21 protein-coding genes are annotated in these 25,250 nt (G+C 63.1%); 10 read left to right on the top strand and 11 right to left on the bottom strand.

The window, feature by feature from the left end; translation table 11 throughout:
- Positions 1-155: 155 nt before the first annotated feature.
- The 5 genes from EGJ22_RS19595 to arcD (EGJ22_RS19615) all read right to left on the bottom strand — a co-directional run bounded on the left by EGJ22_RS19595 (position 156) and on the right by arcD (EGJ22_RS19615) (position 5,439).
- On the bottom strand, positions 156-524 hold the full coding sequence (locus EGJ22_RS19595) for a DUF5064 family protein (protein ID WP_009683384.1): 369 nt from the start codon (positions 522-524) through the stop codon (positions 156-158).
- Between the two features lie 56 nt (positions 525-580).
- Entirely contained in the window at positions 581-1,510 is a 930-nt protein-coding gene (gene arcC, locus EGJ22_RS19600; protein ID WP_009683385.1) for a carbamate kinase, read from the bottom strand.
- 136 nt (positions 1,511-1,646) lie between these two features.
- Positions 1,647-2,657, bottom strand: coding sequence for an ornithine carbamoyltransferase (locus EGJ22_RS19605; RefSeq protein WP_009683386.1), 1,011 nt, complete (start codon positions 2,655-2,657; stop codon positions 1,647-1,649).
- A 68-nt stretch (positions 2,658-2,725) separates the two neighbouring features.
- The gene (arcA, locus tag EGJ22_RS19610; RefSeq protein WP_009683387.1) at positions 2,726-3,979 is read right to left on the bottom strand and encodes an arginine deiminase; all 1,254 of its coding nucleotides are present in this window, start codon (positions 3,977-3,979) and stop codon (positions 2,726-2,728) included.
- A 32-nt stretch (positions 3,980-4,011) separates the two neighbouring features.
- Positions 4,012-5,439, bottom strand: a complete 1,428-nt coding sequence (gene arcD / locus EGJ22_RS19615; protein WP_009683388.1) for an arginine-ornithine antiporter — start codon at positions 5,437-5,439, stop codon at positions 4,012-4,014.
- Positions 5,440-5,873: 434 nt separating this feature from the next.
- Here arcD (EGJ22_RS19615) and arcD (EGJ22_RS19620) point away from each other — a divergent pair, with 434 nt between their 5' ends.
- The gene (gene arcD / locus EGJ22_RS19620; protein ID WP_009683389.1) at positions 5,874-7,301 is read left to right on the top strand and encodes an arginine-ornithine antiporter; all 1,428 of its coding nucleotides are present in this window, start codon (positions 5,874-5,876) and stop codon (positions 7,299-7,301) included.
- On the opposite strand, the gene EGJ22_RS19625 is transcribed toward arcD (EGJ22_RS19620), so the two are convergent.
- The 6 genes from EGJ22_RS19625 to gap form a co-directional block, all read right to left on the bottom strand.
- Positions 7,281-7,694, bottom strand: a complete 414-nt coding sequence (locus tag EGJ22_RS19625) for a YbaN family protein (protein WP_009683390.1) — start codon at positions 7,692-7,694, stop codon at positions 7,281-7,283. The two genes, arcD (EGJ22_RS19620) and EGJ22_RS19625, sit on opposite strands and share 21 nt — an antisense overlap.
- Before the next feature lie 54 nt (positions 7,695-7,748).
- Positions 7,749-8,342 (bottom strand): biliverdin-producing heme oxygenase, encoded by a 594-nt coding sequence (locus tag EGJ22_RS19630; RefSeq protein WP_009683391.1) that lies wholly within the window; start codon positions 8,340-8,342, stop codon positions 7,749-7,751.
- A 161-nt stretch (positions 8,343-8,503) separates the two neighbouring features.
- Positions 8,504-11,092 (bottom strand): TonB-dependent receptor, encoded by a 2,589-nt coding sequence (locus EGJ22_RS19635; protein WP_009683392.1) that lies wholly within the window; start codon positions 11,090-11,092, stop codon positions 8,504-8,506.
- A 180-nt stretch (positions 11,093-11,272) separates the two neighbouring features.
- On the bottom strand, positions 11,273-12,235 hold the full coding sequence (locus tag EGJ22_RS19640) for a FecR domain-containing protein (RefSeq protein ID WP_047150079.1): 963 nt from the start codon (positions 12,233-12,235) through the stop codon (positions 11,273-11,275).
- 90 nt (positions 12,236-12,325) lie between these two features.
- Positions 12,326-12,838 (bottom strand): RNA polymerase sigma factor, encoded by a 513-nt coding sequence (locus EGJ22_RS19645; protein ID WP_009683395.1) that lies wholly within the window; start codon positions 12,836-12,838, stop codon positions 12,326-12,328.
- Positions 12,839-13,029: 191 nt separating this feature from the next.
- Positions 13,030-14,031: a type I glyceraldehyde-3-phosphate dehydrogenase gene (gene gap, locus EGJ22_RS19650; protein WP_125920352.1), complete on the bottom strand. Its 1,002-nt coding sequence runs from the start codon at positions 14,029-14,031 to the stop codon at positions 13,030-13,032.
- Between the two features lie 264 nt (positions 14,032-14,295).
- Here gap and edd point away from each other — a divergent pair, with 264 nt between their 5' ends.
- The 9 genes from edd to EGJ22_RS19695 all read left to right on the top strand — a co-directional run bounded on the left by edd (position 14,296) and on the right by EGJ22_RS19695 (position 25,239).
- Positions 14,296-16,122 (top strand): phosphogluconate dehydratase, encoded by a 1,827-nt coding sequence (gene edd / locus EGJ22_RS19655; protein ID WP_009683397.1) that lies wholly within the window; start codon positions 14,296-14,298, stop codon positions 16,120-16,122.
- A complete protein-coding gene (locus tag EGJ22_RS19660) occupies positions 16,119-17,078 on the top strand; it encodes a glucokinase (RefSeq protein ID WP_029885497.1) in 960 nt (319 codons plus the stop codon). Before edd ends, EGJ22_RS19660 begins: the two co-directional genes overlap by 4 nt.
- A gap of 107 nt (positions 17,079-17,185) precedes the next feature.
- Complete coding sequence (gene gltR / locus EGJ22_RS19665) at positions 17,186-17,911, top strand: two-component system response regulator GltR (protein WP_029885496.1); 726 nt, start codon at positions 17,186-17,188, stop codon at positions 17,909-17,911.
- Positions 17,892-19,346: an ATP-binding protein gene (locus EGJ22_RS19670; protein WP_125920353.1), complete on the top strand. Its 1,455-nt coding sequence runs from the start codon at positions 17,892-17,894 to the stop codon at positions 19,344-19,346. Before gltR ends, EGJ22_RS19670 begins: the two co-directional genes overlap by 20 nt.
- Before the next feature lie 157 nt (positions 19,347-19,503).
- A complete protein-coding gene (locus EGJ22_RS19675; RefSeq protein WP_125920354.1) occupies positions 19,504-20,751 on the top strand; it encodes an AGE family epimerase/isomerase in 1,248 nt (415 codons plus the stop codon).
- 106 nt (positions 20,752-20,857) lie between these two features.
- Positions 20,858-22,144, top strand: a complete 1,287-nt coding sequence (locus tag EGJ22_RS19680; protein WP_125920355.1) for an ABC transporter substrate-binding protein — start codon at positions 20,858-20,860, stop codon at positions 22,142-22,144.
- A gap of 178 nt (positions 22,145-22,322) precedes the next feature.
- Complete coding sequence (locus tag EGJ22_RS19685) at positions 22,323-23,231, top strand: carbohydrate ABC transporter permease (RefSeq protein ID WP_009683405.1); 909 nt, start codon at positions 22,323-22,325, stop codon at positions 23,229-23,231.
- Entirely contained in the window at positions 23,224-24,081 is an 858-nt protein-coding gene (locus EGJ22_RS19690) for a carbohydrate ABC transporter permease (protein WP_009683406.1), read from the top strand. The genes EGJ22_RS19685 and EGJ22_RS19690 overlap by 8 nt, the downstream gene beginning before the upstream one ends.
- A 3-nt stretch (positions 24,082-24,084) precedes the next feature.
- Entirely contained in the window at positions 24,085-25,239 is a 1,155-nt protein-coding gene (locus EGJ22_RS19695; protein ID WP_125920356.1) for an ABC transporter ATP-binding protein, read from the top strand.
- The last annotated feature ends 11 nt before the right edge of the window (positions 25,240-25,250 follow it).

Here is a 25,250-nt window from a genome sequence, read left to right on the forward strand (position 1 = left end):
CGCTCGATCTCACAGGCGCTGAAGATGCTCCGGCTACCCTTGCCAGGAACCATAGAATCTCCCACAGGTACTGCACAGGCCTTGAGGCCGATGCGATCGAAGTGGGCGCTGGCTTGCCTGCGATGGGCTGCAAGGCAGCCCCAAACTTGCGAAAATCACTCCAGGTGTTCTGGCTTGATCGGGTCGCCCGACTTCACATCCAATTTTTCGCGAATGTCCGCGAACATATGGTCATAGAGCTTGTGCGGTGAACTCAGGTTTTCGAATTTCTTCGGCGACGGCAGGTACGCTTGCGCCCTGCGCGTCAGCAGCATGAGAAAGCTGGGCAGGGCCTGGTCCTTGGGCAGGAAGAACGCTTCATCGACTGCCTTGCCTTCGATGCTGCCATGCATGCGGAACTGAATGCCTCTACCTTCCTTGGGGTCCGACACTGCCTCGTATTCGATGTTCAGGTCATAGCTGTGGTCATCTTTGTTCAGCGCAATGCGCTCGATGTGTACATGACCGGGGTGGTACTGGGCCATGGAAAGCTCCTTGGGAAGGTCGAAAATGACGGGCCGCGCAGGCCCGCCCATTGCATTCAACGGTAGCTGATCCCCGGCTTCGCGGTCGAAACCCGGGTGCCGGCTGTGCCTTTGACAATTTCCTCGATGTTTTCCAGCGAACTGATCACTGCCACCTTGCCGGTATGGCGGGCAAAATCACAGGCGGCCTGCACTTTCGGCCCCATGGACCCCGCGGCAAAACCCAGCCGTTGCAGTTCGTCGGGGTGCGCTTGGGCGATGGCTTTCTGCGTAGGTTTACCCCAGTCAATGTACGCCGCATCCACGTCGGTGGCGATGATCAGAAGGTCGGCTTCCAGTTGCTCTGCCAGCAGCGCCGAGCACAGGTCTTTGTCGATGACCGCCTCCACCCCTTTGAGCTTGTGGTTTTCATCGTACAGGGTAGGGATGCCGCCGCCGCCCGCGCAAATCACGATGCTGCTCTTTTCCAGCAGCCACTTGATCGGGCGGATTTCAAAGATGCGCTTGGGTTTCGGGCTGGCCACCACGCGTCGGTACTTGTCGCCGTCAGGCTTGACCACCCAGCCCTTCTCGTTGGCCAGGCGCTCGGCCTCGTCCTTGCTGTAGACCGGGCCGATGAACTTGGTCGGGTCCTTGAAGGCCGGATCGTTGGCGTCGACTTCAACCTGGGTCAGCAAGGTCGCGAACGGCACTTCGAAGGCCAGCAGGTTGCCCAGCTCCTGCTCGATCATATAGCCGATCATGCCCTCGGTCTCGGCGCCCAGCACGTCCAGCGGGTAAGCCTCGTCCGGTTTGTAGGAAAGGCCCTGCAACGACAGCAGGCCGACCTGCGGGCCGTTACCGTGGGCGATGACCAGCTCGTTGCCGGGGTGGATCTTGGCGATCTGTTCGGCGGCGGTGCGGATATTGGCACGCTGGTTGTCAGCGGTCATGGGTTCGCCGCGGCGCAGTAGGGCGTTGCCGCCCAATGCAACAACGATACGCATGGGGAATGTCCTTTTGAGGTGGGCTTGGGGGTGCAAGCGGCAAGCGGCAAGTTGCAAGTTGCAAGTCGCAAGCAGAAGCAGGCCGGTGTGATCAGCTGCTTTCAGCTTTCAGCTTTCAGCTTTCAGCTTGCCGCTTTCAGAGGTCAGCCAGGGTCGAAACCAGGATCGCCTTGATCGTATGCATGCGGTTTTCCGCCTGCTCGAAGGCAATGCAAGCGGGCGACTCGAATACGTCGTCGGTCACTTCGATGCCGTTGGCCAAGTCCGGGTACTGTTCGGCAATCTGCTTGCCCACCTTGGTTTCGGAGTTGTGGAACGCCGGCAGGCAATGCATGAACTTGGTGCGGGGGTTGCCAGTGGCCTTCATCAGTTGCGCATTCACCTGGTAAGGCTTGAGCAGCTTGATACGCTCGCCCCAGGCCTCGATCGGTTCACCCATCGATACCCACACGTCGGTGTGCACGAAGTCCACGCCCTTGACCGCGGCCAGCGGGTCTTCGGTCAGGGTGATACGCGCGCCACTTTCTTCTGCGTACTGCTTGCAGCGCTCAACCAGGTCCTCATGTGGCCACAGCGCCTTGGGCGCGGCGATGCGCACGTCCATGCCGAGTTTGGCGCCGATCAGCAGCAGCGAGTTGCCCATGTTGTTGCGCGCATCGCCCAGGTAGGCGTAGCTGATGTCGTGCAACGGCTTGTCGCTGTGCTCGCGCATGGTCAGCACGTCGGCGATCATCTGGGTAGGGTGATACTCGTCGGTCAGGCCGTTGAACACCGGCACCCCGGCGAACTTGGCCAGCTCTTCGACGATTTCCTGCTTGAAGCCACGGTATTCGATGGCGTCGTACATGCGCCCGAGTACGCGGGCGGTGTCCTTCATGCTTTCCTTGTGGCCGATCTGCGATGAGTTGGGGTCGATATAGGTGACATTGGCACCCTGGTCGTAGGCCGCCACTTCGAAGGCGCAGCGGGTGCGGGTGGAGGTTTTTTCGAAGATCAGGGCAATGTTGTTGCCCTTCAGGTGTTGCTGTTCGGTGCCGGTGTACTTGGCGCGCTTGAGGTCGCGGGACAGGTCCAGCAGGTAGCGCAACTCGCGCGTGGTGTGGTGTTCCAGGCTCAGCAGGTTGCGGTTGTGAATGTTGAACGCCATGACTTTTCTCCTTGGGTAGGGTGAACGCACCGGCCGCCGCTGGGTAAGCGCGGCCGGGGTAATGGGCGTTAGTAATCGATGGGATCACGGATGATCGGGCAGGTCATGCAGTGGCCGCCGCCCCGGCCCCGGCCCAGTTCGCCGGCGCTGATGGTGATGACCTCGATGCCAGCCTTGCGTAGCAGGGTGTTGGTGTAGGTATTACGGTCGTAGCCGATGACCACGCCTGGTTCGAGGGCCACCACGTTGTTGCCGTCATCCCACTGTTCGCGTTCGGCGGCGAAGCTGTTGCCGCCGGTTTCGACCACCCGCAGCTTGACCCCGAGCTGTTCGCCGACCACGTCGATGAACGACTTGTTCACGCGGCGCACGTCCATGCCGTACGGCTTGCTTTCGTCCGGGCGAATGATGAACGGCACGATTTCCTTGACCACTTCCGGGAAGACCGTGACCAGGTCGCGGTCGCAGAAGCTGAACACGGTGTCCAGGTGCATGGCGGCGCGCGACTTCGGCAGGCCGGCGACCACCACTTCCCTGACCGCACCGTGGGCGAACAGGCTCTGGGCCAGCTGACCGATGGCCTGGCGCGAGGTGCGCTCGCCCATGCCGATCAGCACCACGCCATTACCGATCGGCATCACGTCGCCACCCTCGAGCGTGGCGTTGCCGTGGTCCTTGTCCGGGTCGCCATACCACACCTGGAAGTCGGCGCTGGTGAACGCCGGGTGGAATTTGTAGATGGCGGTGGTGAGTAGCGTTTCCTGGCGCCGTGCTGGCCAGTACATCGGGTTCAACGTGACGCCGCCGTAGATCCAGCAGGTGGTGTCACGGGTGAACTGGGTGTTGGGCAGCGGGGGCAGGATGAAGCTGGAGTGCCCCAGGTAGTCGTTGTACATCTTGACCACTTCGGCGCCTTCGCTCTGCGGCAGGTCCTGGCCGGCCACGCCGCCGATCAGGAATTCGGCCAAGTGGCGCGGTTCGAGACCTTCCAGCCAGCTGCGCACTTCATTGGTCAGGCCCACGCCGACGGTATCGGCGGTGATCTTGCGGTCCAGAATCCACTTCAGCGCTTCAGGTTGCTGCACGATGTCGGTCAGCAGGTTGTGCATTTCCAGCACATCCACGCCACGCTCACGCATCTTGGTGACAAAGTCGAAGTGGTCACGCTTGGCCTGGTCGACCCAGATCACATCGTCGAACAGCAGTTCGTCACAGTTGCTCGGCGTCAGGCGCTTGTGCGCCAGGCCCGGTGCGCACACCATGACTTTGCGCAGCTTGCCGGCCTCGGAGTGCACACCGTACTTCTGTTTTTCAGCGGACATGGTTTCATTCCTCCAATGGGACGAAAGCGTGGTCAAAGGGTCAGGAAGCCGTCGTACAGGCCATAGGCTGCCACCAGGGCGCCGATCACCACGGCGGCGAAGATCAGTTTTTCCACGTTGGTGAAGATGGGTTGGCCCACTTCACGCTTGGCCTTGGCGAACAGGATCGCGCCAGGGGCGTACAGCAATGCCGACAGCAGCAGGTATTTCACTCCGCCGGCGTACAGCAGCCAGATGGCGTACAGCAGGGCGATAGCGCCGATGATCAAGTCTTTCTTGCGTTCGGCCAGGGCCTGCTCATAGGTTTCGCTGCGCAGCGCCAGCAGGAAGGCGTAGGCCGCCGACCACAGGTAGGGCACCAGAATCATCGAGGTGGCGAGGTAGATCAGCGACAGGTAGGTGCTGCTGGAAAACAGCGTGATCACCAGGAAGACCTGCACCATGGCGTTGGTCAGCCACAGCGCATTGGCCGGTACCTGGTTGGCGTTCTCGCGGCGCAGGAATGCCGGCATGGTGTGGTCCTTGGCGGCGGCGAACATGATTTCGGCGCACAGCAGCACCCACGACAGCAAGGCCCCCAGCAACGAGATGATCAGGCCGACACTGATCAGTACCGCCCCCCAGTGGCCGACCACATGCTCCAGCACGGCGGCCATCGACGGGTTCTGCAGCTTGGCCAGTTCCGGTTGGGTCATGATGCCCAGCGACAGCACATTGACCAGTACCAGGAACAACAGCACGGTCACGAAGCCGATGACCGTGGCCTTGCCCACGTCGGCGCGCTTTTCGGCGCGTGACGAGAAGATGCTCGCACCCTCGATACCGATGAACACCCATACGGTGACCAGCATCATGTTGCGGACCTGGTTCATCACACTGCCCAGTTCGGGCGTGCCCCGGCCCCAGATGTCGGCGGTGAAGATGTCCAGCTTGAAGGCGAACAGGCAGATCAGGGCGAACAGCACCAGCGGCACCACCTTGGCCACGGTGGTCACCAGGTTGATGAACGCCGCTTCCTTGATGCCGCGCAAGACCAGGAAATGCACGGCCCATAGCAGTAGCGAGGCGCCGATGATGGCGGCTGGCGTGTTGCCCTCGCCAAAGACCGGGAAGAAGTAGCCCAGGGTGCTGAACAGCAGCACGAAGTAGCCGACGTTGCCCAGCCAGGCACTGATCCAGTAGCCCCAGGCCGAAGAAAAGCCCATGTAGTCGCCAAAGCCGGCCTTGGCGTAGGCATACACCCCGCCATCGAGATCTGGTTTGCGGTTGGCCAGGGTCTGGAACACGAAGGCCAGGGTCAGCATGCCCACGGCAGTGATGGCCCAGCCGATCAGTACCGCGCCAACCCCTGCGCTGGCCGCCATGTTCTGCGGCAGCGAGAATATGCCGCCGCCAATCATCGAGCCGACCACGAGTGCAACTAATGCACCGAGTTTCAATTTTCCGGATGAATCAGACATTTAACAACTCCTGCCAGGAGAAAGTTGACGACAGCATAAATCCGCCGTCTCAGCCATTCGCTGACGTGGGTCAGGTCATGGTGCCGTGAAGTAGGAAAAAACCTTCACGGTGCTCCTGGAGTGTGCCGACATCTCAAGCTGCAGGCCTTGCGCGCTGGCACCTCCATGTCATTCTAGAGCAAACGCTCTGTTCAGCCTGCGATGCTTGACGCTAGCCGCTTTCGCGGCTTTCGCCACTTTTTTACGCATATTTCGAGTTTTATCACTTTCTTTTCCAGTGACTATCTAGCTGCTAGTTTTTACACAATCTATTTATAGATAAAACTGTTATTACCGCGCGTCTTTTTGTGAATGGGTTCACTATAAGCAAGCGTTTCTATATGGCCGCAAACGCTGTTGCATTCGTATGACATTGGCGAAAAAACGGGGGATACATGAGCGAACCGGGTCAGAAGCTACGCTTGGGCGCGCTGATCGCGTTGGTGGTCGGCTCGATGATTGGCGGCGGGATATTCTCGTTGCCGCAGAACATGGCGGCGCGTGCCGATGTAGGGGCGGTGCTGATCGGCTGGACCATCACTGCGGTGGGCATGCTGGCCCTGGCCTTCGTGTTCCAGACCCTGGCCAACCGCAAGCCGGAACTGGACTCGGGAGTATATGCCTACGCCAAAGCCGGTTTTGGCGACTACATGGGCTTCTCATCGGCCTGGGGCTACTGGATCAGCGCCTGGCTGGGCAACGTCGGTTACTTCGTATTGCTGTTCAGCACCCTGGGTTTCTACTTCCCTGTATTTGGCGAGGGCAATACGCCTGTCGCCATCGGTTGTGCCTCAGTCCTCCTGTGGGCGGTGCACTTTCTAGTCTTGCGCGGCATCAAGGAGGCGGCGTTCATCAACCAGGTGACCACCGTGGCCAAAGTGGTGCCCATCCTGATGTTCGTGGTGATTGCCGCATTCGCCTTCCGCGCCGATATCTTCACCCGGGATATCTGGGGGTTGAGCAACCCTCAGTTCGGAGGTGTGCTGGAGCAGGTGCGCAACATGATGCTGGTGACCGTATTCGTGTTCATCGGCATCGAGGGCGCCAGCGTCTACTCCGGGCGGGCCCAGCGCCGCTCCGATGTGGGCAAGGCCACGGTCATCGGCTTTCTCGGTGTGCTGGCGCTACTGGTGCTGGTCAACGTGCTGTCCCTCGGGGTGATGACCCAGCCGGAGCTTGCCGGTTTGCAGAACCCTTCGCTGGCGTCGGTGCTGGAGCATATCGTCGGCCCTTGGGGCGCATTGCTGATCAGTATCGGCCTGGCGGTTTCGCTGCTGGGGGCGTTGCTTTCCTGGGCATTGTTGTGTGCCGAGATTCTTTACGCCACCGCTCGTGACAAGACCATGCCGCGCTTCCTGGCCAAGGAAAACGCCAACCATGTACCGGCCAATGCCCTGTGGCTCACCAACTGCATGATCCAGGGTTTCCTGCTGATCACGTTGTTCTCGGCCGGCACTTACACCAGCCTGATCTACCTGGCGTCGTCGATGATCCTGGTGCCTTACCTGTGGTCGGCGGCCTATGCGCTGCTGCTGGCGGTGCGTGGCGAGAGCTACGCCGCGCAGCCACGGTTGCGGCGCAAAGACGTGCTGGTGGCGCTGGTTGCCTTGCTCTACGCCATCTGGCTGCTGTATGCCGGCGGGCTCAAGTACCTGCTGTTGTCGGCGTTGCTGTATGCCCCGGGCGTGATCCTGTTCGCCAGGGCCAAGCATGAGCAGCGGCAAACCCTGTTCACCACGTGGGAAAAGCTGATTTTCGCGGCCGTGCTGGCAGGCGCGGCGCTGGCCGCCTACGCCCTGTATTCAGGGTTGCTGAGCTTGTGATGGGGCTGCGCAGGCGTGCTCCGGGCGTGACCAGATCCACAGGTTGCCCAGGGTCATGCCGGCGATGGCGAGGAATACCGGCCAGTGGTGTTCAAGAAAGGTCAGCATCAGGCCTGCACAGAGCAGCATGCTGAGGGTAGCGCTGACCTTGGCGCGGCGCTGGATCACCTTGCCGTTGCGCCAGTTGTACAGAATCGGCCCAAACAGGCGGTGGTTTTCCAGCCAGGCCGACAACCGTGGCGAACTGCGCGTTGCAGCCCACGCTGCCAGCAGGATGAATTCGGTGGTTGGCAGGCCGGGAATGACGATCGCGACCAGACCCACCCCCAGGCTCACGTAAGCCAGTATTCCATACAGCAGGCGGGCGAGTTTCGAGCGGGCGGGTCGGGTCATGGTCTCACTGCAAAAAACGGTGCGGCCACCAGAAGGGTGGCCGGCTAAGGCGTATCAAACCAGCGCAGCATCTGCAGCATAGGCATGCTTGAGCAGCTCGGTGAAGCGCTCGAATGCCGCTACTGCGCCGCGCTCGGCAGCCGCGTCTTCTTCGGCCGACAGGTCCAGGGCATCCAGGATGCGAGTGAACTGCTTCCAGCCTTCAGCACGGCCACCGGCCGGCTCGCCCAGGTGCCGGGCGCCGAAGCTGTCGGACAGGCCCAGCGCTGCGGCCCGTTTGATCAGAAACGCAGCGCCCAGTTTGGAGCCTTCGGAGACGAAGATCCAGCCCATTGCCTCGCCCAGGCTCGGATTGGCCAAGGCACCCGGCACCGCGGCCGGCACCTGGGTGTCGAGGTCGGCGAGGTCGAGGCGGGCTTGGTCGGCCCGGCAGCGCGCGGCCAGGTCGGGGACGATGGCGATCAGTTGCGGGTCGTTGTACAGGGCCTGCAGCTCGGATTGGAACAGGTACTGGGCGACCACGAAGCGGGCGAAACTTTCGCGGCTGTCGAATGGGGCGTGGGATTTGACCAGGGCATCCAGTTCGGCGTGCGGGGCGTGGGTGATCTGGTTCAGGCGCTGGGAGCGCAAGGCTGGGCGGTCGATCATGGGGCAGTCCTTGGAAAGAGGGCGTCTAGAGACAAGACGAAGCAGCGGGGGCGGAACAGTAAAAAAAACCGGGTATCTACAGACGGGTCATTGCGTTGCCTGTGGGATCAGGCGCCGCGCGGGCGGCGCCTGATCCCACAGGCGCTGCAAACCTGAAACCTTCAGATATCCCACACCACATTGATGCCGAAGTTGCGCCCCGGCATGCTCAAACGGTCGATGTTGGCCGGCTGGGTCACAGCCGCTTCACCCTGGCCGTCATAGCTGCGTACCGAGTCCCACTGCCAGTATTTCTTGTCGGTCAGGTTGTACAGCCCGGCGTTGATGGTGACGTCGTCGGTCACCTTGTAGAAACCGGTCAGGTCCAGCACGCCATAGCCTGGCGTGCGGAACTTCGTGCTCGAACCGTCTGGCGAGTAGAAGGTGCTGTCGTCGACCCGGGTCTTGCGCTTGACCAGCGTCCAGCTCAGCAAGCCACCATAGTTGTGTTGCTCGTAACCCAGGCCGAACACGCCTTTGAGCGGGTTGACCGTGTTCAGCGGTTCGCCGGTGTCATCGTTACGGCCATAGGTATAGGCAATCGAGCCCTGGGTATACAGGCCTTGTGGCGCTCCGAAGTGGTCAAGGTTGAGGCGGCCCTTGACCTCGGCGCCCTTGATGGTGGCGTGCTTGATGTTGTTGGCCTGGAAGGTCTGTTCCAGGTTGGCGCTCTGCACGGCGTCTTCGTCAATGAAGTCGCGGTACTTGTTGTAGAACACCGCCACGTCGAAGTTACCGGCGTCGAAGTTGCCGCGCAGGCCGGTTTCGTAGTCCTTGCTCTTTTCAGGCTCCAGCCCTGGGTTGCCTTCTACCCGGTAGCCTTGGTCTAGGTTGACGAATTTCCCGTACATGGACTTGGCGGTCGGCGTGCGGAAGCCCTCAGCGTACTGGCCGTACCAGGTGTAGTGGTCATCGAAGGCGTAGGTCAGGCCGAACTTGGGCGAGACGCGGTGCCACGTCTTGTCCGAGTCGTCCTGGGAGGTGGGCGCGGTGGCGGTGGACTCCAGGCCACGCAGGAACGCCTCGGTGAACTTGGGCTGCATGCGCGTGTAGTCGTAACGGGCGCCTGGCAGGAAGGTCCAGCGGTTCCAGCGGATTTCATCCTGCACGAACAGGCTGTAGGTGTTCACGGTCGGGTCCGGGAAATCACTGACCAGCACCTGGCCGTCGGCCGGGCGCGGCGCGCCGGCGGCAGCGCAACCCGAGCCTACGGCCAGGCAGGTGCCCGTGCCACTGCGCGACCCGGTGATTTTCTCGTGCTTGAGGGTGGTGCCGTAGGTCAGCAAGTGGTCGGTGCTGCCGATGCTGAAGGCTTTGTCCAGCTGGGCATCGAATACCCACTGGCGGTCCTTGTAACGTGTGTCGCGGGTGCGCAGTACCTGGCGGCCAGGTGGCGCATAGATTTCATCGGTGTGCTGGTCGGTCTTGGCGACCTGGTAGTTCAGGCTCCACTTCACCTGGTCAGCGAACAGCGTGTCCAGGCCGAATTCATGGTTGATGCCGAAGCGTTCGCGGGTGATGGTGTCGTTGCCGCTGCGCGCCTTGTAGTAGCCCATGCCCCCGAACCCGGGTATGAACGGCCCTCCCGCGGCGCTGAGGATGTTCTGGTCGCGGTCGTCCTTGTAGCGCTCGTAAGTAACGCCCAGGCGGGCGTCGTCAGCGTAGTTCCAGCCTGCCTTGGCCAGCACGTTGGTGGTCCGCACGTCCATCGGGTTGGCTTCGGTACGGGCCAGGCCGGCACCGCTGTGGTGGCCTTGGGTCTCGGTCTCGTGGCCATTGCGCTGGCTCAGGTGCAGCAGGCCGTCGACATCGCCCTGGCGCCCGGCGACGGTGGCCGAGGTCAGCCAGCTTTCGTCCGCCGAGCTGTAACCGCTTTTCAGGCGTGCGCCAACATCCTTGCCTGGCTTGATGATGTCGTCGGGGTCGAGGGTGAAGTAGCTGACCGCGCCGCCGATCGCATTGCTGCCATACAGCACCGAGGCCGGGCCGCGCAGGATTTCCACGCGCTTGACGATTTCCGGGTCGACATAGTTGCGTTGGGTTTGCGCGTAGGGGCCGTAGAAGAAACTGTCGGGGATCGCCACACCATCGACCTGGGTGAGAATCCGCTCGCCGTCGATACCGCGGATGTTGTAGCCGTTGAGGCCACTGCGCTGGCCGGTGCCGGCCACCGACACACCCGGTTCGTAACGCACCAGGTCCTGGATGTTGTTGACGTTCTGGCGGTCCAGTTGCGCTCGGGTCTGCACGCTGACCGTGCTCGGCACCTGGCTCACGTCCTGGGCACTGCGGGTGGCGCTGACGGTCACTTGCTGCAGCGCGATCACATTGTTCGCGGCCTGGCGTTCGAGTACCACATTGGCATTGCCGATCCTGCGAAAGCTCAGCCCGGTGCCCTGCAACAGGCGCTTGAGCGCGGCATCTGGCGGCAGAGCACCCTGTACACCGGGTGAGGCCACGCCTTCGGCCAACTCGGCGCTGAAGCCAACCTGCCAACCGGTGACCTGGCTGAAGGCGTTGATGGCCGACACCAGCGGTTGCTGGCCGATGCTGAAGCGGTAATCGCCCATGCGCGGGCTGCTGGCGCGGGCCGGTTCGGCAGCCAGCGCCGGCAGGCTGCAGGCGCCGCTGGCGAGCAATGCCAAGGTCAGCAGCGAAAGCTGCCCGGTACGGCGGGGAAGGGAAGACGAGCGGGTAATACCTGTGTACATCGGAAGCGCTCCCAAACGTGCAGACAGTTATAGGTGTCTGTTCTCGTTTGTTAAACAAGAATCAGTTGCATTGGCTATAACGAGACGGATGGGGGCGCAAAACCGCGTAAAAATAAATGCAAAAGCGTTGAACAGGCATGCCGGGCTGCGCGGCGGCGTGGCCGTAGGGGAGGCAAACAGTCAGTTCAGGATGACCAGCGCCGGGTACTCATGCAACTGGGCGGAGGTGATGTGAGCCAGCGCGCGCAGGGTTTCCAGCGGTTGGTCGAGGCGGTAGTTGCCGGTTACGGCAACGTCATCCAGCTGGGTATTGCGGTTGATGATCCAGCCGGGGTAATAGCGCCGGACTTCGGCCAGGACCTGGCTCAGCGGGCAGTTTTCGAACACCAGGCGGCCATCGACCCAGGCCAGATCCTTGTGCATGTCGGGGCGCTGGCGCTGGCCAATGCCCTGGGGGCCCACACTGATGCTGTCGCCAGCGCTGAGGCGTATGCGCTGGTCACGCGCACCTTGCAGGTCGACATCGCCGCGCTGCACCCGCAGTTGCGCTTCACCGTTGAGGTAGCGCACGGCGAAATCGGTATCGCGTGCTTGCGCGCGCAATGGCCCGGCCTGGACTTCCAGCGGCATCGGCGCGTTCTGCGGCACCTGGAAGTAGGCTTCACCCTGCAGCAGGCGCGCGACCTGGCGGCCGCCGCGGCGGTCACTGGCGAACGCCGAATTGGTATTCAGCAGCACCTTCGCGCCATCGTCCAGTTGCAGGCGCTGGCGTTCGCCGACCACGGTCAGGTGGTCGGCCTGCAGGCGTGTCGGCAGGTTACCGAAGGTCACCAGCCCAACCAGCAGCACGGCTGCCGTCGCCAACGGCTTCCAGTGGCTGCGCAGGCGCCCGCGCCACGACCGACGCTGCTGCCGGTGCATCTGCGTGGCCACCTGGTGCAGCGGCATACCGTTCCACAGCGCTTCTGCCTCGACATAGGCTTCGGCGTTTTCTGGCGCTGCGCTCAACCAGGCCTGGAAGGCGAGGGTGTCGTCGGCATCGGCGCCTTGCAGGCGTACCAGCCATTCCAGCGCCTCGTCCATGGCACGCGCACGGGCATTGGGCCCGGCAGGTGACGGGCGAGGGGCGGGGCTGTCGGTCACGGGGAATCCTTGCGTGGTTTTTTGCAAATGATCAAGGCTACGGCGTGGTGTGGCAAGGGCTTTACGTTGAGGGGCTGGCCAGCGGCCGGTTTACTTCAGGCGCTCGGCGACGCCCATGCAGATGGCCATGATCAGCTTCAGTTCCTTTTGTACCGTACTGGCCGAAACATTCAGTTGCTGGGCAATTTCCAGGTAGGTGGCGCCATGCAGGCGGCTGAGAATGAAGATGCGCTGCTGGCGCTCGCTCAGCTGGTTCAGGCTGATGCTCAGGTGCTTGAGCAGTTGTTCGGCGTGCGCGGCATCCTCGCTGCTGCTGGCCGGTGCGGCCACGCTGTGCAGCACCTCGTCGGGCACGTCGTCGACCAGCATGCGGGCCTGCACCCGGCGGGCGCGCAAGTGGTCGAGCGCCAGGTTGCGGGCCGTCTGGAACACGAAGGGTTCGATGTGCTCGACAGGCCGCTCGCCCAGGGCGCGCGACACCCGCAGGTAGGTTTCCTGCAGCAGGTCCTCGGCGGTGCTGGGGTTGCCGACCATGCGCTGCAGGGTGCGCAGCAGGGAAAGGCGCTGGAGGAGGAAGACGGCGTTGAACCGGGACTGACTCACGAGAAGACCTGACCGACCAAAAGCTAATGATAATGCTTATCATCTATGAAGAAGGTCAAGTCTGGAAATGTTAGGAAAAGGTAAAGATTGTGAGCCCGCTGGTGGCTGGGGGAGGATGTTCTGTGTATTAGAGACCGAGCGCCGCCCGCGCGGCGCCGGGTCTCACAGGCGCCCAAAGTGCCCCGTCAGGCTCACCGGGCCCTGCACAACGCCAGGCAGTTATCCAGCATGCGGTTGCTGAAGCCCCACTCGTTGTCATACCAGGCCAGCACCTTGAGCATGCGCCCGCTGGCGCGGGTGTGGTTGGCATCGAAGATCGACGACAGCGGGTTGTGGTTGAAATCGCAGGAAACCAATGGCAACGCGTTGTAGCCCAAGACCTTGGAATGCTTGCTCGCCTCGAGGAACAACTGGTTGACCTGCTCGGCGGTGGCCTCGCGTTTGAGGTTCACGGTCAGGTCCACCAGCGACACGTTGATCACTGGGACCCGCACGGCCATACCGGTCAGTTTGCCGGCCAGTTCCGGCAATACCAGGCCTACCGCCTCGGCCGCGCCGGTCTTGCTGGGGATCATCGACTGGGTTGCCGAGCGCGCGCGGTACGGGTCGCTGTGGTAAACGTCGGTCAGCACCTGGTCGTTGGTATAGGCGTGGATGGTGGTCATCAGGCCTTGCTCGATGCCGAACTCGCGGTGCAGCACCTGGGCGATCGGTGCCAGGCAGTTGGTGGTGCACGAGGCGTTGGAAATGACCTGGTGCGAAGCCCGCAGCACGTCATGGTTGACCCCGTACACCACGGTGGCATCAGCCCCTTTGGCCGGCGCCGAGACAATCACCTTGCCCGCCCCGGCAGCCAGGTGGGCAGCTGCCTTGGCCCGCTCGGTAAACAACCCGGTGCATTCGAACACCACATCGATCGCTTCGGCCTTCCACGGCAGTTCGGCCGGGTTGCGAATGGCACTGACCGCGATACGGTCACCATTGACCGTGAGGCTTTCGTGGTCGGCCTCGACCGTGGCGTCGAAGGTGCCGTGCACGCTGTCGTACTTGAGCAGGTGGGCGTTCATGGCGCTGTCGCCCAGGTCGTTGATGGCGACGACCTGCAAGTCCTGGCGGTAGCCTTGGGTATACATTGCGCGCAGGACGTTACGGCCGATGCGGCCGAATCCATTGATGGCGATGCGAAGGGTCATGGCAGTACCTCTGGCAGTCCGAGTGAAACCTGTGGCACAAAGGAGCTTCACTGAAACGGTTTTGTTGTTGGAATTACAAGATTATTCACTATCAGATAGAAAACAAGCCTTTTTAGTGGCAGTATTTTGTTTAAACATACAACGAGTGGTGGGGCAAGATGCCTCTACCGATGCAGCGGGCTCCTGGTCTTGAGCCTAGGCGGCAATCGGTTGGAGGGGAAATGCCCGGTAAACCGCCCTTACAATTAGTCTGGAGTCCAGTACATGCATCCGCGCATCCTTGAGGTCACCCAGCGGCTGGTCGAACGCAGCCGAGCCACCCGCGAACGCTACCTGCAGCTGATTCGCGGCGCGGCCAGTGACGGGCCCATGCGCGCCAGCCTGCAGTGCGCCAACTTCGCCCACGGGGTGGCCGGTTGCGGCAGCGACGACAAGCAAACGCTGCGCCTGATGAACGCCGCCAACGTGGCCATCGTCTCGGCCTACAACGACATGCTGTCGGCCCACCAGCCGTACCTGCACTTCCCCGAGCAGATCAAGCAGGCCCTGCGCGAGGTCGGCTCGGTCGGCCAGTTCGCCGGTGGCGTGCCGGCCATGTGCGACGGCGTGACCCAGGGTGAGCCGGGCATGGAACTGGCCATCGCCAGCCGGGAAGTGATTGCCATGTCCACTGCGGTGGCGCTGTCGCACAACATGTTCGACGCCGCGCTGATGCTGGGCATTTGCGACAAGATCGTCCCCGGGCTGATGATGGGCGCGTTGCGCTTTGGCCACTTGCCGACCATTTTCGTGCCGGGCGGGCCGATGGTTTCCGGCATTTCCAACAAGCAGAAGGCCGACGTGCGCCAGCGCTATGCCGAAGGCAAGGCCAGCCGCGAGGAGCTGCTGGAGTCGGAGATGAATTCCTACCACAGCCCGGGTACCTGCACCTTCTACGGCACCGCCAATACCAACCAGCTGGTGATGGAGGTGATGGGCCTGCATCTGCCTGGCGCGTCGTTCGTCAACCCGTACACGCCGCTGCGCGATGCGCTCACCGCCGAGGCCGCGCAACAGGTCACGCGCATGACCAAGGCCAGTGGCAGCTTCATGCCGCTGGGCGAAATCGTCGACGAGAAGGCGCTGGTCAACTCCATCGTTGCCCTGCACGCCACGGGTGGCTCCACCAACCATACCCTGCACATCCCGGCAATTGCCCAGGCTGCCGGCATACAGCTGACCTGGCAGGACATGGCCGACCTCTCCGAGGTCGTACCCACCCTGTCGCATGTCTACCCCAACGGCAAGGCTGACATCAACCACTTCCAGGCCGCTGGCGGCATGGCCTTCCTGATCCGCGAGCTGCTCGATGCCGGCCTGTTGCACGAAGACGTCAACACCGTCGCCGGCCACGGCCTGCGCCGTTACACCCAGGAGCCGTTCCTCGATGATGGCAAGCTGGTATGGCGCGAAGGCCCGCTGCAAAGCCTGGACGAAAGCATCCTGCGCCCGGTCGCGCGGCCGTTCTCGGCCGAAGGCGGCCTGCGGGTGATGGAGGGCAACCTGGGGCGTGGCGTGATGAAGGTTTCGGCTGTAGCTGCCGAGCACCAGGTGGTCGAGGCCCCGGCGCGGGTGTTCCACGATCAGCAGTCGCTGGCCGATGCATTCAAGGCCGGTGAGCTGGAGTGTGATTTCGTGGCCGTGGTGCGCTTCCAGGGCCCCCGCTGCAATGGCATGCCCGAGCTGCACAAGCTCACGCCGTTCCTGGGCGTGCTGCAAGACCGCGGCTTCAAGGTGGCGCTGGTTACCGACGGGCGCATGTCCGGCGCCTCGGGCAAGATCCCGGCGGCGATCCACGTGTGCCCCGAAGCCTATGACGGTGGCCCGCTGGCACGGGTGCGCGATGGTGATATGGTGCGCGTTGATGGTGTCGAAGGCACGCTGCGGGTACTGGTATCGGCCGAAGAACTGGCCAGCCGCGACCTGCCGCCGGCGCCCCAGGGCAATGACCTGGGGTGCGGGCGCGAGCTGTTCGGCTTCATGCGCATGGCGTTCAGCCCGGCAGAGCAGGGCGCCAGTGCCTTCACCTCTGCCCTGGAGAACCTTAAATGAAGGACCTGCTGGTTGGCGATATCGGCGGCACCAACGCCCGTTTTGCGTTGTGGCGTGACAACCAGTTGCACGAGGTAAAAGTCTTCGCTACCGCGGACTACACCAGCCCGGAGCAGGCTATCGAGGCCTATCTGCATGGCCAGGGCATCGCCCGCGGCGGCCTGGCCGCGGTGTGCCTGGCGGTGGCAGGGCCGGTCGAGGGCGACGAGTTTCGCTTCACCAACAACCACTGGCGTCTGAGCCGCCTGGCGTTCTGCAAGACCTTGCAGGTCGAGCGGCTTGTGTTGATCAATGATTTCACCGCCATGGCGTTGGGCATGACCCGCCTGCAAGAAGGCGAAGTGCGCCAGGTGTGCCCCGGCCAGGCAGACCCCACGCGCCCGGCACTGGTGATCGGCCCGGGCACCGGCCTTGGCGTGGGTTCGCTGCTGCGCCTTGGCGGGCAGCACTGGCAGGCCTTGCCGGGCGAAGGCGGGCATGTCGACCTGCCGGTGGGCAACGCCCGCGAAGCGGCGATCCACCAGCAGATCCACCAGCAAATCGGCCATGTCAGTGCCGAGACGGTACTCAGCGGGGGTGGCCTGGTACGGCTTTACCAGGCGCTGTGTGCGCTGGACGGCGACACCCCACGTCACACGTCCCCGGCGCAGATCACCGATGCAGCGCTGGGCGGCGAGCCACGGGCACTGGCGGTGATCGAGCAGTTCTGCCGGTTCCTGGGGCGCGTGGCCGGGAACAATGTGCTTACCCTGGGCGCGCGCGGTGGGGTCTATATCGTTGGCGGGGTCATCCCGCGGTTTGCCGAGTTGTTCCTGCGCAGCGGGTTCGCCGCCAGCTTTGCCGACAAAGGCTGCATGAGCGGCTACTTTGCGGGTGTGCCGGTGTGGCTGGTGACGGCGGAGTTTTCCGGGTTGCTGGGGGCGGGTGTGGCGTTGCAGCAAGCGCTGGACCATTGACTGGGGTCGCTTTGCGGCCCATCGCGGGCAAGCCCGCGAAGGGCTGCAAAGCAGCCCCAATAAAAACAGGCAGCAAAGACCTGTAACCGAGAAGAGGAAGGACCACCTTGAGCACTGCCGGCAAATCGATCCTGATGGTCGACGACGACCAGGAAATCCGTGAACTGCTGCAAACCTATTTGAGCCGCTCCGGCTTCCAGGTGCATGCCGAAGCCGACGGCGCGGGCTTTCGCCGCGCGCTGGACAGCAGCCCCTGCGACCTGGTCATTCTCGATGTCATGTTGCCCGATGAAGATGGTTTCAGCCTGTGCCGCTGGGTTCGGCAGCATCCGCGCCGGGCGCGTGTGCCAATCATCATGCTCACTGCCAGTTCCGATGAAGCCGACCGGGTCATCGGCCTGGAGCTGGGTGCCGACGACTACCTGGGCAAACCGTTCAGCCCGCGCGAGCTGCAGGCGCGGCTAAAGGCCCTGCTGCGCCGCGCCGAGTTTGGCCAGGCGGCGCCGGGGAGCGCGGTGCTGGCCTTCGATGACTGGCGCCTGGACACGGTCAGCCACCGGCTGTTCCACCGCGATGGTGAGGAGGTGATTCTCTCCGGTGCCGACTTCGCACTGCTCAAGCTGTTCCTCGACCACCCACAGCAAATCCTCGACCGCGACACCATCGGCAATGCCACCCGCGGCCGCGAGCCGATGCCGCTGGACCGTATCGTCGACATGGCGGTCAGTCGCCTGCGCCAGCGCCTGCGCGACACCGATAAACCTCCCCGGCTGATCCGCACCGTGCGCGGCAGCGGTTACCTGTTGGCGGCGCATGTCTGCTGTGCGCCCTGAGCGGCGCTGGCGCTTGCTGCCCCGCTCACTGCTGGGGCGCATGCTGCTGCTGACCCTGCTGGTGGTTCTGCTGGCCCAGGGGTTGTCGAGCATCATCTGGGTTTCCCAACTGCGCGCCAGCCAGTTGCAGGGGTTGCGGGCCAGTGCCAGCAGCCTGGCCCATTCGATGAGCGCCAGCGTCAGTTACTTCCGGTCGTTGCCAGTGGCCTACCGGCCGCTGGTACTCGATCAGTTGCGCAGCATGGGCGGCACGCGGTTTTTCGTATCGCTCAACGCCACCCCGCTGGACATGCAGGCGTTGCCCGTCACGGCGCGCAAGCAGGCGGTGATCGATGTATTCCAGCAGGTGTTGCACGAGCGCCTGGGGTCGCAGATGGAAATTTCCGTCGAATTCGTCGGGCCTGACGAGCTGCGTATCTTCAACAGCGGCCTCAAGCTCGACGAGCTGCCGCGCTCGTGGGCGCATTACTCGCTGACGCTCGAGCCCCTCAAGCCACCGGTGCTGGTCACGCAGATCCGCCTGGGTGAGGGGGAGTGGCTGTACATCGCCTCGTTGCTGCCCGAGCCGTATACCGGCCTGGAAGCCGAACGCCTGCCACGCCAGCAGGTGGGGTTCATTGTGCTGACCACGGCCTTGCTGTTGCTGTTCATCGGCTTGCTGGTGCACTGGCAAAGCTGGCCACTCAAACGCCTGGCCCGGGCCGCGCGGGAAATGTCGCTGGGCGCTGATGTGGCGCCGCTGGCGGAAGGTGGCGGCAGCGAAGTGGTCGAGGTGAGCCGGGCATTCAACAGCATGCGCGAACGTATCAGCCGTTACCTGACCGAACGCAGCCAGTTGTTCAGCGCCATATCCCACGACCTGCGCACACCAATAACCCGCCTGCGCCTGCGTGTCGAGCTGTTGGAAGACGAGCGCCTGCAAGCCAAGTTCAGCCAGGACCTGGACGAGCTGGAGCTGCTGGTCAAAGGCGCCCTGCAATGCGTGAAGGACACCGACATCCACGAGAACATCGAGCCCGTCGACCTCAATCAGGTGCTGGATATCCTGGCCGAGCCTTACCTGGCCGATGGTCGCGTCACTGTGTACGGCAAGGCGCTTGCACCGTACCCCGGCAAACCTCTGGCCCTGCGGCGCTGCATCGGCAACCTGATCGACAACGCCATCAAGTACGGCGAACGGGCGCAACTGCGTATCATCGACAGCGCCGAGGGCTTTGTGCTGCAGGTGGATGACCAAGGGCCGGGGGTACCCCAGCAGCAGCTGGAGCAGGTGTTCGAGCCACACTTCCGCCTGGCCGCCCAGCAACAGGGTTACGGGCTGGGGTTGGGGATTGCACGCAATATTGCCCATAGCCACGGCGGCGAGGTGAGTTTGCTGAACCTGCGCGACGGCGGGCTGCGGGTAACCTTGTTCCTGCCGCGAGGCATGGACTGATTTTCCGTGTTGCCTGCAAGGGCCGCACGGGTTTCAAGGTTTGCACTCTGGTCACTCAATTGTCACTGCCCAGTGACAATCCCAGCCTCCTTCGTGACATCTGCCTCGACCCCGCTGGCTAGAATTCGCACACGACTGGCAAGGATAAAGCTGGCTCATGAATACCCACCTACTGCCCTCCACCAGCTGGCTGAAAGCCCCGGCTCATAAGGCCTGGCGCCTGGCCGAGGCCCAGCGGCTGCTGGCCTTTGCCAAAGCCGCGAAACGCCCGGACGGCTTTGGCAACCTGGATGCCAAAGGCCAACTCGCCGCTGGTGCCCGCGCCGAAACCATGAACACGGCGCGCATGACCCACTGTTTTGCCCTGGCTCACCTGCAAGGCATTCCAGGCTGCCTGGCCTACGCCGAGCACGGCGTGGCCGCCCTGCGCGGGGCCATGCAGGATGCCAGCTATGGGGGCTGGTTCGCTCACCCCGATGGCCAGCAGAACAGCGGCAAGGCCGCCTACCTGCATGCCTTCGTCGCCCTGGCCGCCAGCTCTGCCGTGGTGGCGGGCGCCGACGGTGCCAGGGGCCTGCTGGCAGACGCCACCGAGGTGATCGAGCGGCATTTCTGGAGCGAAGCCGAAGGTGCCCTGCAAGAGGCTTACTCCCGTGCCTGGCAGTTGCCCGAGCCGTACCGTGGCGCCAACAGCAACATGCATGCGACCGAGGCGTTCCTGGCCCTGGCTGATGTCACCGGCAACACGCTGTGGCTGCAACGCGCGTTGCGTATCGCCGAACGCATCATCCATACCCATGCCGCCGGTAGCGGTTACCGGGTGATCGAACACTTCGACATGCACTGGCAGCCCGTGGCGGACTACAACCACGACCACCCCGCCGATCATTTCCGGCCCTTTGGCACCACGCCTGGGCACGCCTTGGAATGGGCGCGTTTGCTACTGCACCTGGAGGCCAGCCTGCAACGTGCCGGGCTGCCGGCACCGCAGTGGCTGGCAGAAAGTGCCAGCGGGCTGTTCGAGGCCGCCTGCCAGCACGCCTGGAACGTCGATGGCGCAGAGGGTTTCGTCTACACCCTGGACTGGGCCAACCGCCCGGTGGTGAATGCGCGCCTGCACTGGGTGCACGCCGAAGCGTGCGCCGCCGCCGCGGCCTTGTTGCAGCGTACCGGCGAGGCCCGTTACGAGCAGTGGTACCGCACCCTCTGGGGGTTTATCGCCAACCACTTCATCGACCCTGTGGCGGGCAGCTGGCACCACGAACTCGATAGCAACAACCGGCCGGCCGGGACCATCTGGCCGGGCAAGCCCGACCTCTATCACGCCTACCAGGCGCTGCTGCTGCCAGGCTTGCCGCTGGCGCCCAGCCTGGCCAGCAACCTGGGCAGCAATGTAACCAAATGATGACATTCACGCATCGCTTCGTTACCTGACGGGGCGGGCACGCTGTTTAGACTCCATGCAGCGCAAGCGTTTGACTTGCACGCATAACAACAAGAAAGGTGCTTCGATGAATTCCAAACTCTGTCTCGCCGCTGCTATCTCGCTCGCCTCCTTACTGCCGCTGGGCGCCAGCGCCGCCGAAAGCAAAGGCAGTGTAGAGGTGGTGCACTGGTGGACCTCTGGCGGTGAAAAAGCAGCGGTCGATGTGCTCAAGGCGCAAGTCGAGCAAGATGGCTTCACCTGGAAGGACGGCGCCGTTGCCGGCGGCGGCGGGGCCACCGCCATGACCGTACTCAAGAGCCGCGCAGTCGCCGGCAACCCACCCGGTGTGGCGCAGATCAAGGGCCCGGACATCCAGGACTGGGCGGCCACCGGCCTGCTCGATGCCGATGTGCTCAAGGACGTGGCCAAGGAAGAAAAGTGGGACTCGCTGCTCGACAAGAAGGTCGCCGATACCGTGAAGTACGACGGTGACTACGTTGCCGTGCCGGTCAACATCCACCGTATCAACTGGCTGTGGATCAACCCCGAAGTCTTCAAGAAAGCCGGCATCGACAAGGCGCCCAGCACCCTCGACGAATTCTATGCCGCTGCCGACAAGCTCAAGGCCGCCGGCTTCATTGCGCTTGCCCATGGCGGCCAGCCTTGGCAGGACAGCACCGTGTTCGAAAACGTGGTCCTGGCAGTGATGGGCGTCGATGGCTACAAGAAGGCCCTGGTCGACCTCGACAGCGCCACCCTGGCTGGCCCGCAAATGGTCAAGGCACTGACCGAGCTGAAAAAGGTCGCCACCTACATGGACCAGGATGGCAAGGGCCAGGACTGGAACCTGGAAGCGGCCAAGGTCATCAACGGCAAGGCCGGCATGCAGATCATGGGTGACTGGGCCAAGAGCGAATGGACCCTGGCGAAGAAAACCGCCGGCAAGGATTACCAGTGCGTCCCATTCCCCGGCACTGACAAGGCCTTCCTGTACAACATCGACTCGCTGGTGGTGTTCAAGCAGAACGACGCCGGAACATCCGCCGGGCAGCAGGACATCGCGCGCAAGGTGCTGGGCGAGGACTTCCAGAAGGTCTTCAGCATCAACAAAGGGTCGATTCCGGTGCGTAACGACATGCTCGGCAACATGGGCAAGTATGGCTTCGACAGCTGCGCGCAAACCTCCGCCAAGGACTTCCTCGCCGACGCCCAGACGGGCGGCCTGCAGCCAAGCATGGCGCACAACATGGCCACCACGCTGGCCGTGCAGGGCGCGTTCTTCGATGTGGTGACCAACTACATCAACGACCCCAAGGCCGACCCGGCCGATGCGGCGAAGAAGCTGGCGGCGGCGATCAAGGCGGCCCAGTAGAGGCTGACGCGGTCCCGTTGTAGGAGCGGCCTTGCGTCGCGATGGGCTGCGCAGCAGCCCCAAACCTGCGCACTCGATCTTTCAGGTAGGTGTCGAACTTGAGTCCTCAGGGCTGCGCAGCAGCCCATCGCGACGCAAGGCCGCTCCTACCCGGAGTGCAGCGCCTTTGAGGTGAACCATGACCACAACTACCGCCCAATTGCGGGCCTCACCCCTGGACGCGCTGCAGCGCTGGCTACCCAAGCTGGTGCTGGCACCGAGCATGTTCATTGTGCTGGTGGGCTTCTACGGCTACATCCTCTGGACATTCGTGCTGTCCTTCACCACCTCGACCTTCCTGCCCACCTACAAGTGGGCGGGCCTGGCGCAATATGCCCGGCTGTTCGACAACGATCGCTGGTGGGTGGCCAGCAAGAACCTGCTGCTGTTCGGCGGCCTGTTCATCGCCATCAGCCTGGCCATTGGCGTGTTGCTGGCGGTATTGCTGGACCAGCGCATTCGCCGCGAAGGTTTTATCCGGACCATTTACCTGTACCCCATGGCCCTGTCGATGATCGTTACCGGCACCGCCTGGAAGTGGCTGCTCAACCCTGGCATGGGCCTGGACAAGCTGCTGCGCGATTGGGGCTGGGAGGGTTTTCGGCTGGACTGGCTGATCGACCCGGACCGGGTGGTGTACTGCCTGGTGATCGCCGCCGTGTGGCAGGCATCGGGCTTCATCATGGCCATGTTCCTGGCCGGGCTGCGCGGGGTTGACCAGTCCATCATCCGCGCTGCGCAGATCGACGGTGCCAGCCTGCCACGCATTTACTGGACAGTGGTGCTGCCCAGCCTGCGCCCGGTGTTTTTCAGTGCGCTGATGATTCTTTCGCACATTGCCATCAAGAGCTTCGACCTGGTGGCGGCGATGACCGCCGGTGGCCCGGGTTACTCATCCGACCTGCCGGCCATGTTCATGTACTCGTTCACCTTCAGCCGCGGCCAGATGGGCATGGGCTCTGCCAGCGCCATCCTCATGCTGGGCGCGATTCTGGCGATCCTCGTGCCTTACCTGTACTCGGAGCTGCGGAGCAAACGCCATGCATAGCGCATCGAATAGCCCTGCCGAAAAACCGGCACTGAGCCTTGGCCGTATCGCCATCCATGGCGTGTTGCTGATTGCCGTGCTGCTGTACCTGGTGCCGCTGGTGGTGATGCTGCTGACCAGCTTCAAAACCCCGGAAGACATCAGCACCGGCAACCTGCTGAGCTGGCCCGCGGTGATCACCGGCATTGGCTGGGTCAAGGCCTGGGGCACGGTCAGCGGTTACTTCTGGAACTCGATCATGATCACCGTGCCGGCGGTGCTGATCTCCACCGCCATCGGCGCGTTGAACGGCTATGTGTTGTCGATGTGGCGCTTCCGCGGGTCGCAGCTGTTCTTCGGGCTGCTGCTGTTCGGCTGCTTCCTGCCATTCCAGACAGTGTTGCTGCCGGCCTCGTTCACCCTCGGCAAGCTTGGCCTGGCCAGCACCACCAGTGGTTTGGTGCTGGTGCACGTGGTCTACGGGCTGGCCTTCACCACCCTGTTCTTCCGCAACTTCTACGTGAGCATCCCGGATGCGCTGGTCAAGGCGGCGCGCCTGGATGGCGCCGGGTTCTTCACCATTTTCCGCCGCATCATCCTGCCGATGTCGACGCCGATCATCATGGTCTGCCTGATCTGGCAGTTCACCCAGATCTGGAACGATTTCCTGTTCGGCGTGGTGTTTTCCAGCGGCGACTCGCAACCGATCACCGTGGCCCTGAACAACCTGGTGAACACCAGCACCGGCGCCAAGGAATACAACGTCGACATGGCGGCGGCGATGATCGCCGGCCTTCCAACCCTGCTGGTCTACGTGGTGGCAGGCAAATATTTCGTGCGCGGGCTGACGGCCGGCGCAGTCAAGGGGTAAGTCATGGCAACGCTCGAACTGCGCAATGTAAACAAGACCTACGGCACCGGCCTGCCCGATACCCTCAAGGACATCCAGCTGTCGATCAGCGACGGCGAGTTCCTGATTTTGGTTGGCCCGTCGGGCTGTGGCAAATCGACCCTGATGAACTGCATCGCCGGCCTGGAGCAGATCACCGGCGGGGCCATTCTCATCGACGGGCAGGACGTCAGTGGCATGAGCCCCAAGGACCGCGACATCGCCATGGTGTTTCAGTCCTATGCGCTGTACCCGACCATGAGCGTGCGCGAAAACATCGAATTTGGCCTGAAAATCCGCAAGCTGCCGCAGGCGGCAATCGATGAAGAGGTGGCGCGGGTGGCCAAGCTGCTGCAGATCGAGCACCTGCTGGCGCGCAAACCGGCGCAGCTGTCGGGCGGCCAGCAGCAGCGTGTGGCCATGGGCCGGGCACTGGCGCGGCGGCCGAAGATCTACCTGTTCGACGAGCCGCTGTCCAACCTGGACGCCAAGCTGCGGGTCGAGATGCGTACCGAAATGAAGCTGATGCACCAGCGCCTGAAGACCACCACCGTGTACGTCACCCATGACCAGATCGAGGCCATGACCCTGGGCGACAAGGTTGCGGTGATGAAAGATGGCATCATCCAGCAGTTCGGTACCCCGCAACAGATCTACAACGACCCGGCCAACCAGTTTGTCGCCAGCTTCATCGGCTCGCCGCCAATGAACTTCATTCCGGCCCGCCTCAAGCAACGGGATGGCCGCCTGCTGGCGCTGCTCGACAGCGGCCAGGCGCGCTGCGAGCTGCCCTTGGGGCTGGCCGCTAATGAACAGGATGGCCGTGAAATCCTGCTGGGCATCCGCCCTGAGCAGATCGCCCTGGGGGCCAGCGAGGGCAACGGCCTGTCGGCCATTCGTGCCGAAGTGCAGGTCACCGAACCCACCGGGCCGGACCTGCTGGTGTTCGTCACCCTCAACCAGACCAAGGTGTGCTGCCGCCTGGCGCCCGATGTGGCCTGCGAGGTTGGCGACAACCTCAACCTGCAACTGGACCCGGCGCGGGTGCTGCTGTTCGACGCCAACAGCGGCGAGCGGCTGCACCTGGCCAGCACTGCCGCAGCCACCAAGGACAACGTGGCTGACTTCAAAGGCCGTTAATTCGTCTACAT

Source organism: Pseudomonas sp. p99-361 (genome assembly GCF_003935475.1).
GTDB lineage: Bacteria > Pseudomonadota > Gammaproteobacteria > Pseudomonadales > Pseudomonadaceae > Aquipseudomonas > Aquipseudomonas juntendi.

Coding starts and splice junctions, on each gene's coding strand:
- EGJ22_RS19635 (WP_009683392.1), bottom strand. CDS start 11,092: ATGTACACAGGTATTACCCGCTCGTCTTCCCTTCCCCGCCGTACCGGG.
- EGJ22_RS19630 (WP_009683391.1), bottom strand. CDS start 8,342: ATGATCGACCGCCCAGCCTTGCGCTCCCAGCGCCTGAACCAGATCACC.
- edd (WP_009683397.1), top strand. CDS start 14,296: ATGCATCCGCGCATCCTTGAGGTCACCCAGCGGCTGGTCGAACGCAGC.
- arcD (WP_009683388.1), bottom strand. CDS start 5,439: ATGTCTGATTCATCCGGAAAATTGAAACTCGGTGCATTAGTTGCACTC.
- arcD (WP_009683389.1), top strand. CDS start 5,874: ATGAGCGAACCGGGTCAGAAGCTACGCTTGGGCGCGCTGATCGCGTTG.
- gap (WP_125920352.1), bottom strand. CDS start 14,031: ATGACCCTTCGCATCGCCATCAATGGATTCGGCCGCATCGGCCGTAAC.
- EGJ22_RS19690 (WP_009683406.1), top strand. CDS start 23,224: ATGCATAGCGCATCGAATAGCCCTGCCGAAAAACCGGCACTGAGCCTT.
- EGJ22_RS19695 (WP_125920356.1), top strand. CDS start 24,085: ATGGCAACGCTCGAACTGCGCAATGTAAACAAGACCTACGGCACCGGC.
- EGJ22_RS19625 (WP_009683390.1), bottom strand. CDS start 7,694: ATGACCCGACCCGCCCGCTCGAAACTCGCCCGCCTGCTGTATGGAATA.
- EGJ22_RS19685 (WP_009683405.1), top strand. CDS start 22,323: ATGACCACAACTACCGCCCAATTGCGGGCCTCACCCCTGGACGCGCTG.
- EGJ22_RS19670 (WP_125920353.1), top strand. CDS start 17,892: ATGTCTGCTGTGCGCCCTGAGCGGCGCTGGCGCTTGCTGCCCCGCTCA.
- EGJ22_RS19595 (WP_009683384.1), bottom strand. CDS start 524: ATGGCCCAGTACCACCCCGGTCATGTACACATCGAGCGCATTGCGCTG.
- arcC (WP_009683385.1), bottom strand. CDS start 1,510: ATGCGTATCGTTGTTGCATTGGGCGGCAACGCCCTACTGCGCCGCGGC.
- EGJ22_RS19675 (WP_125920354.1), top strand. CDS start 19,504: ATGAATACCCACCTACTGCCCTCCACCAGCTGGCTGAAAGCCCCGGCT.
- arcA (WP_009683387.1), bottom strand. CDS start 3,979: ATGTCCGCTGAAAAACAGAAGTACGGTGTGCACTCCGAGGCCGGCAAG.
- EGJ22_RS19680 (WP_125920355.1), top strand. CDS start 20,858: ATGAATTCCAAACTCTGTCTCGCCGCTGCTATCTCGCTCGCCTCCTTA.
- EGJ22_RS19605 (WP_009683386.1), bottom strand. CDS start 2,657: ATGGCGTTCAACATTCACAACCGCAACCTGCTGAGCCTGGAACACCAC.
- EGJ22_RS19660 (WP_029885497.1), top strand. CDS start 16,119: ATGAAGGACCTGCTGGTTGGCGATATCGGCGGCACCAACGCCCGTTTT.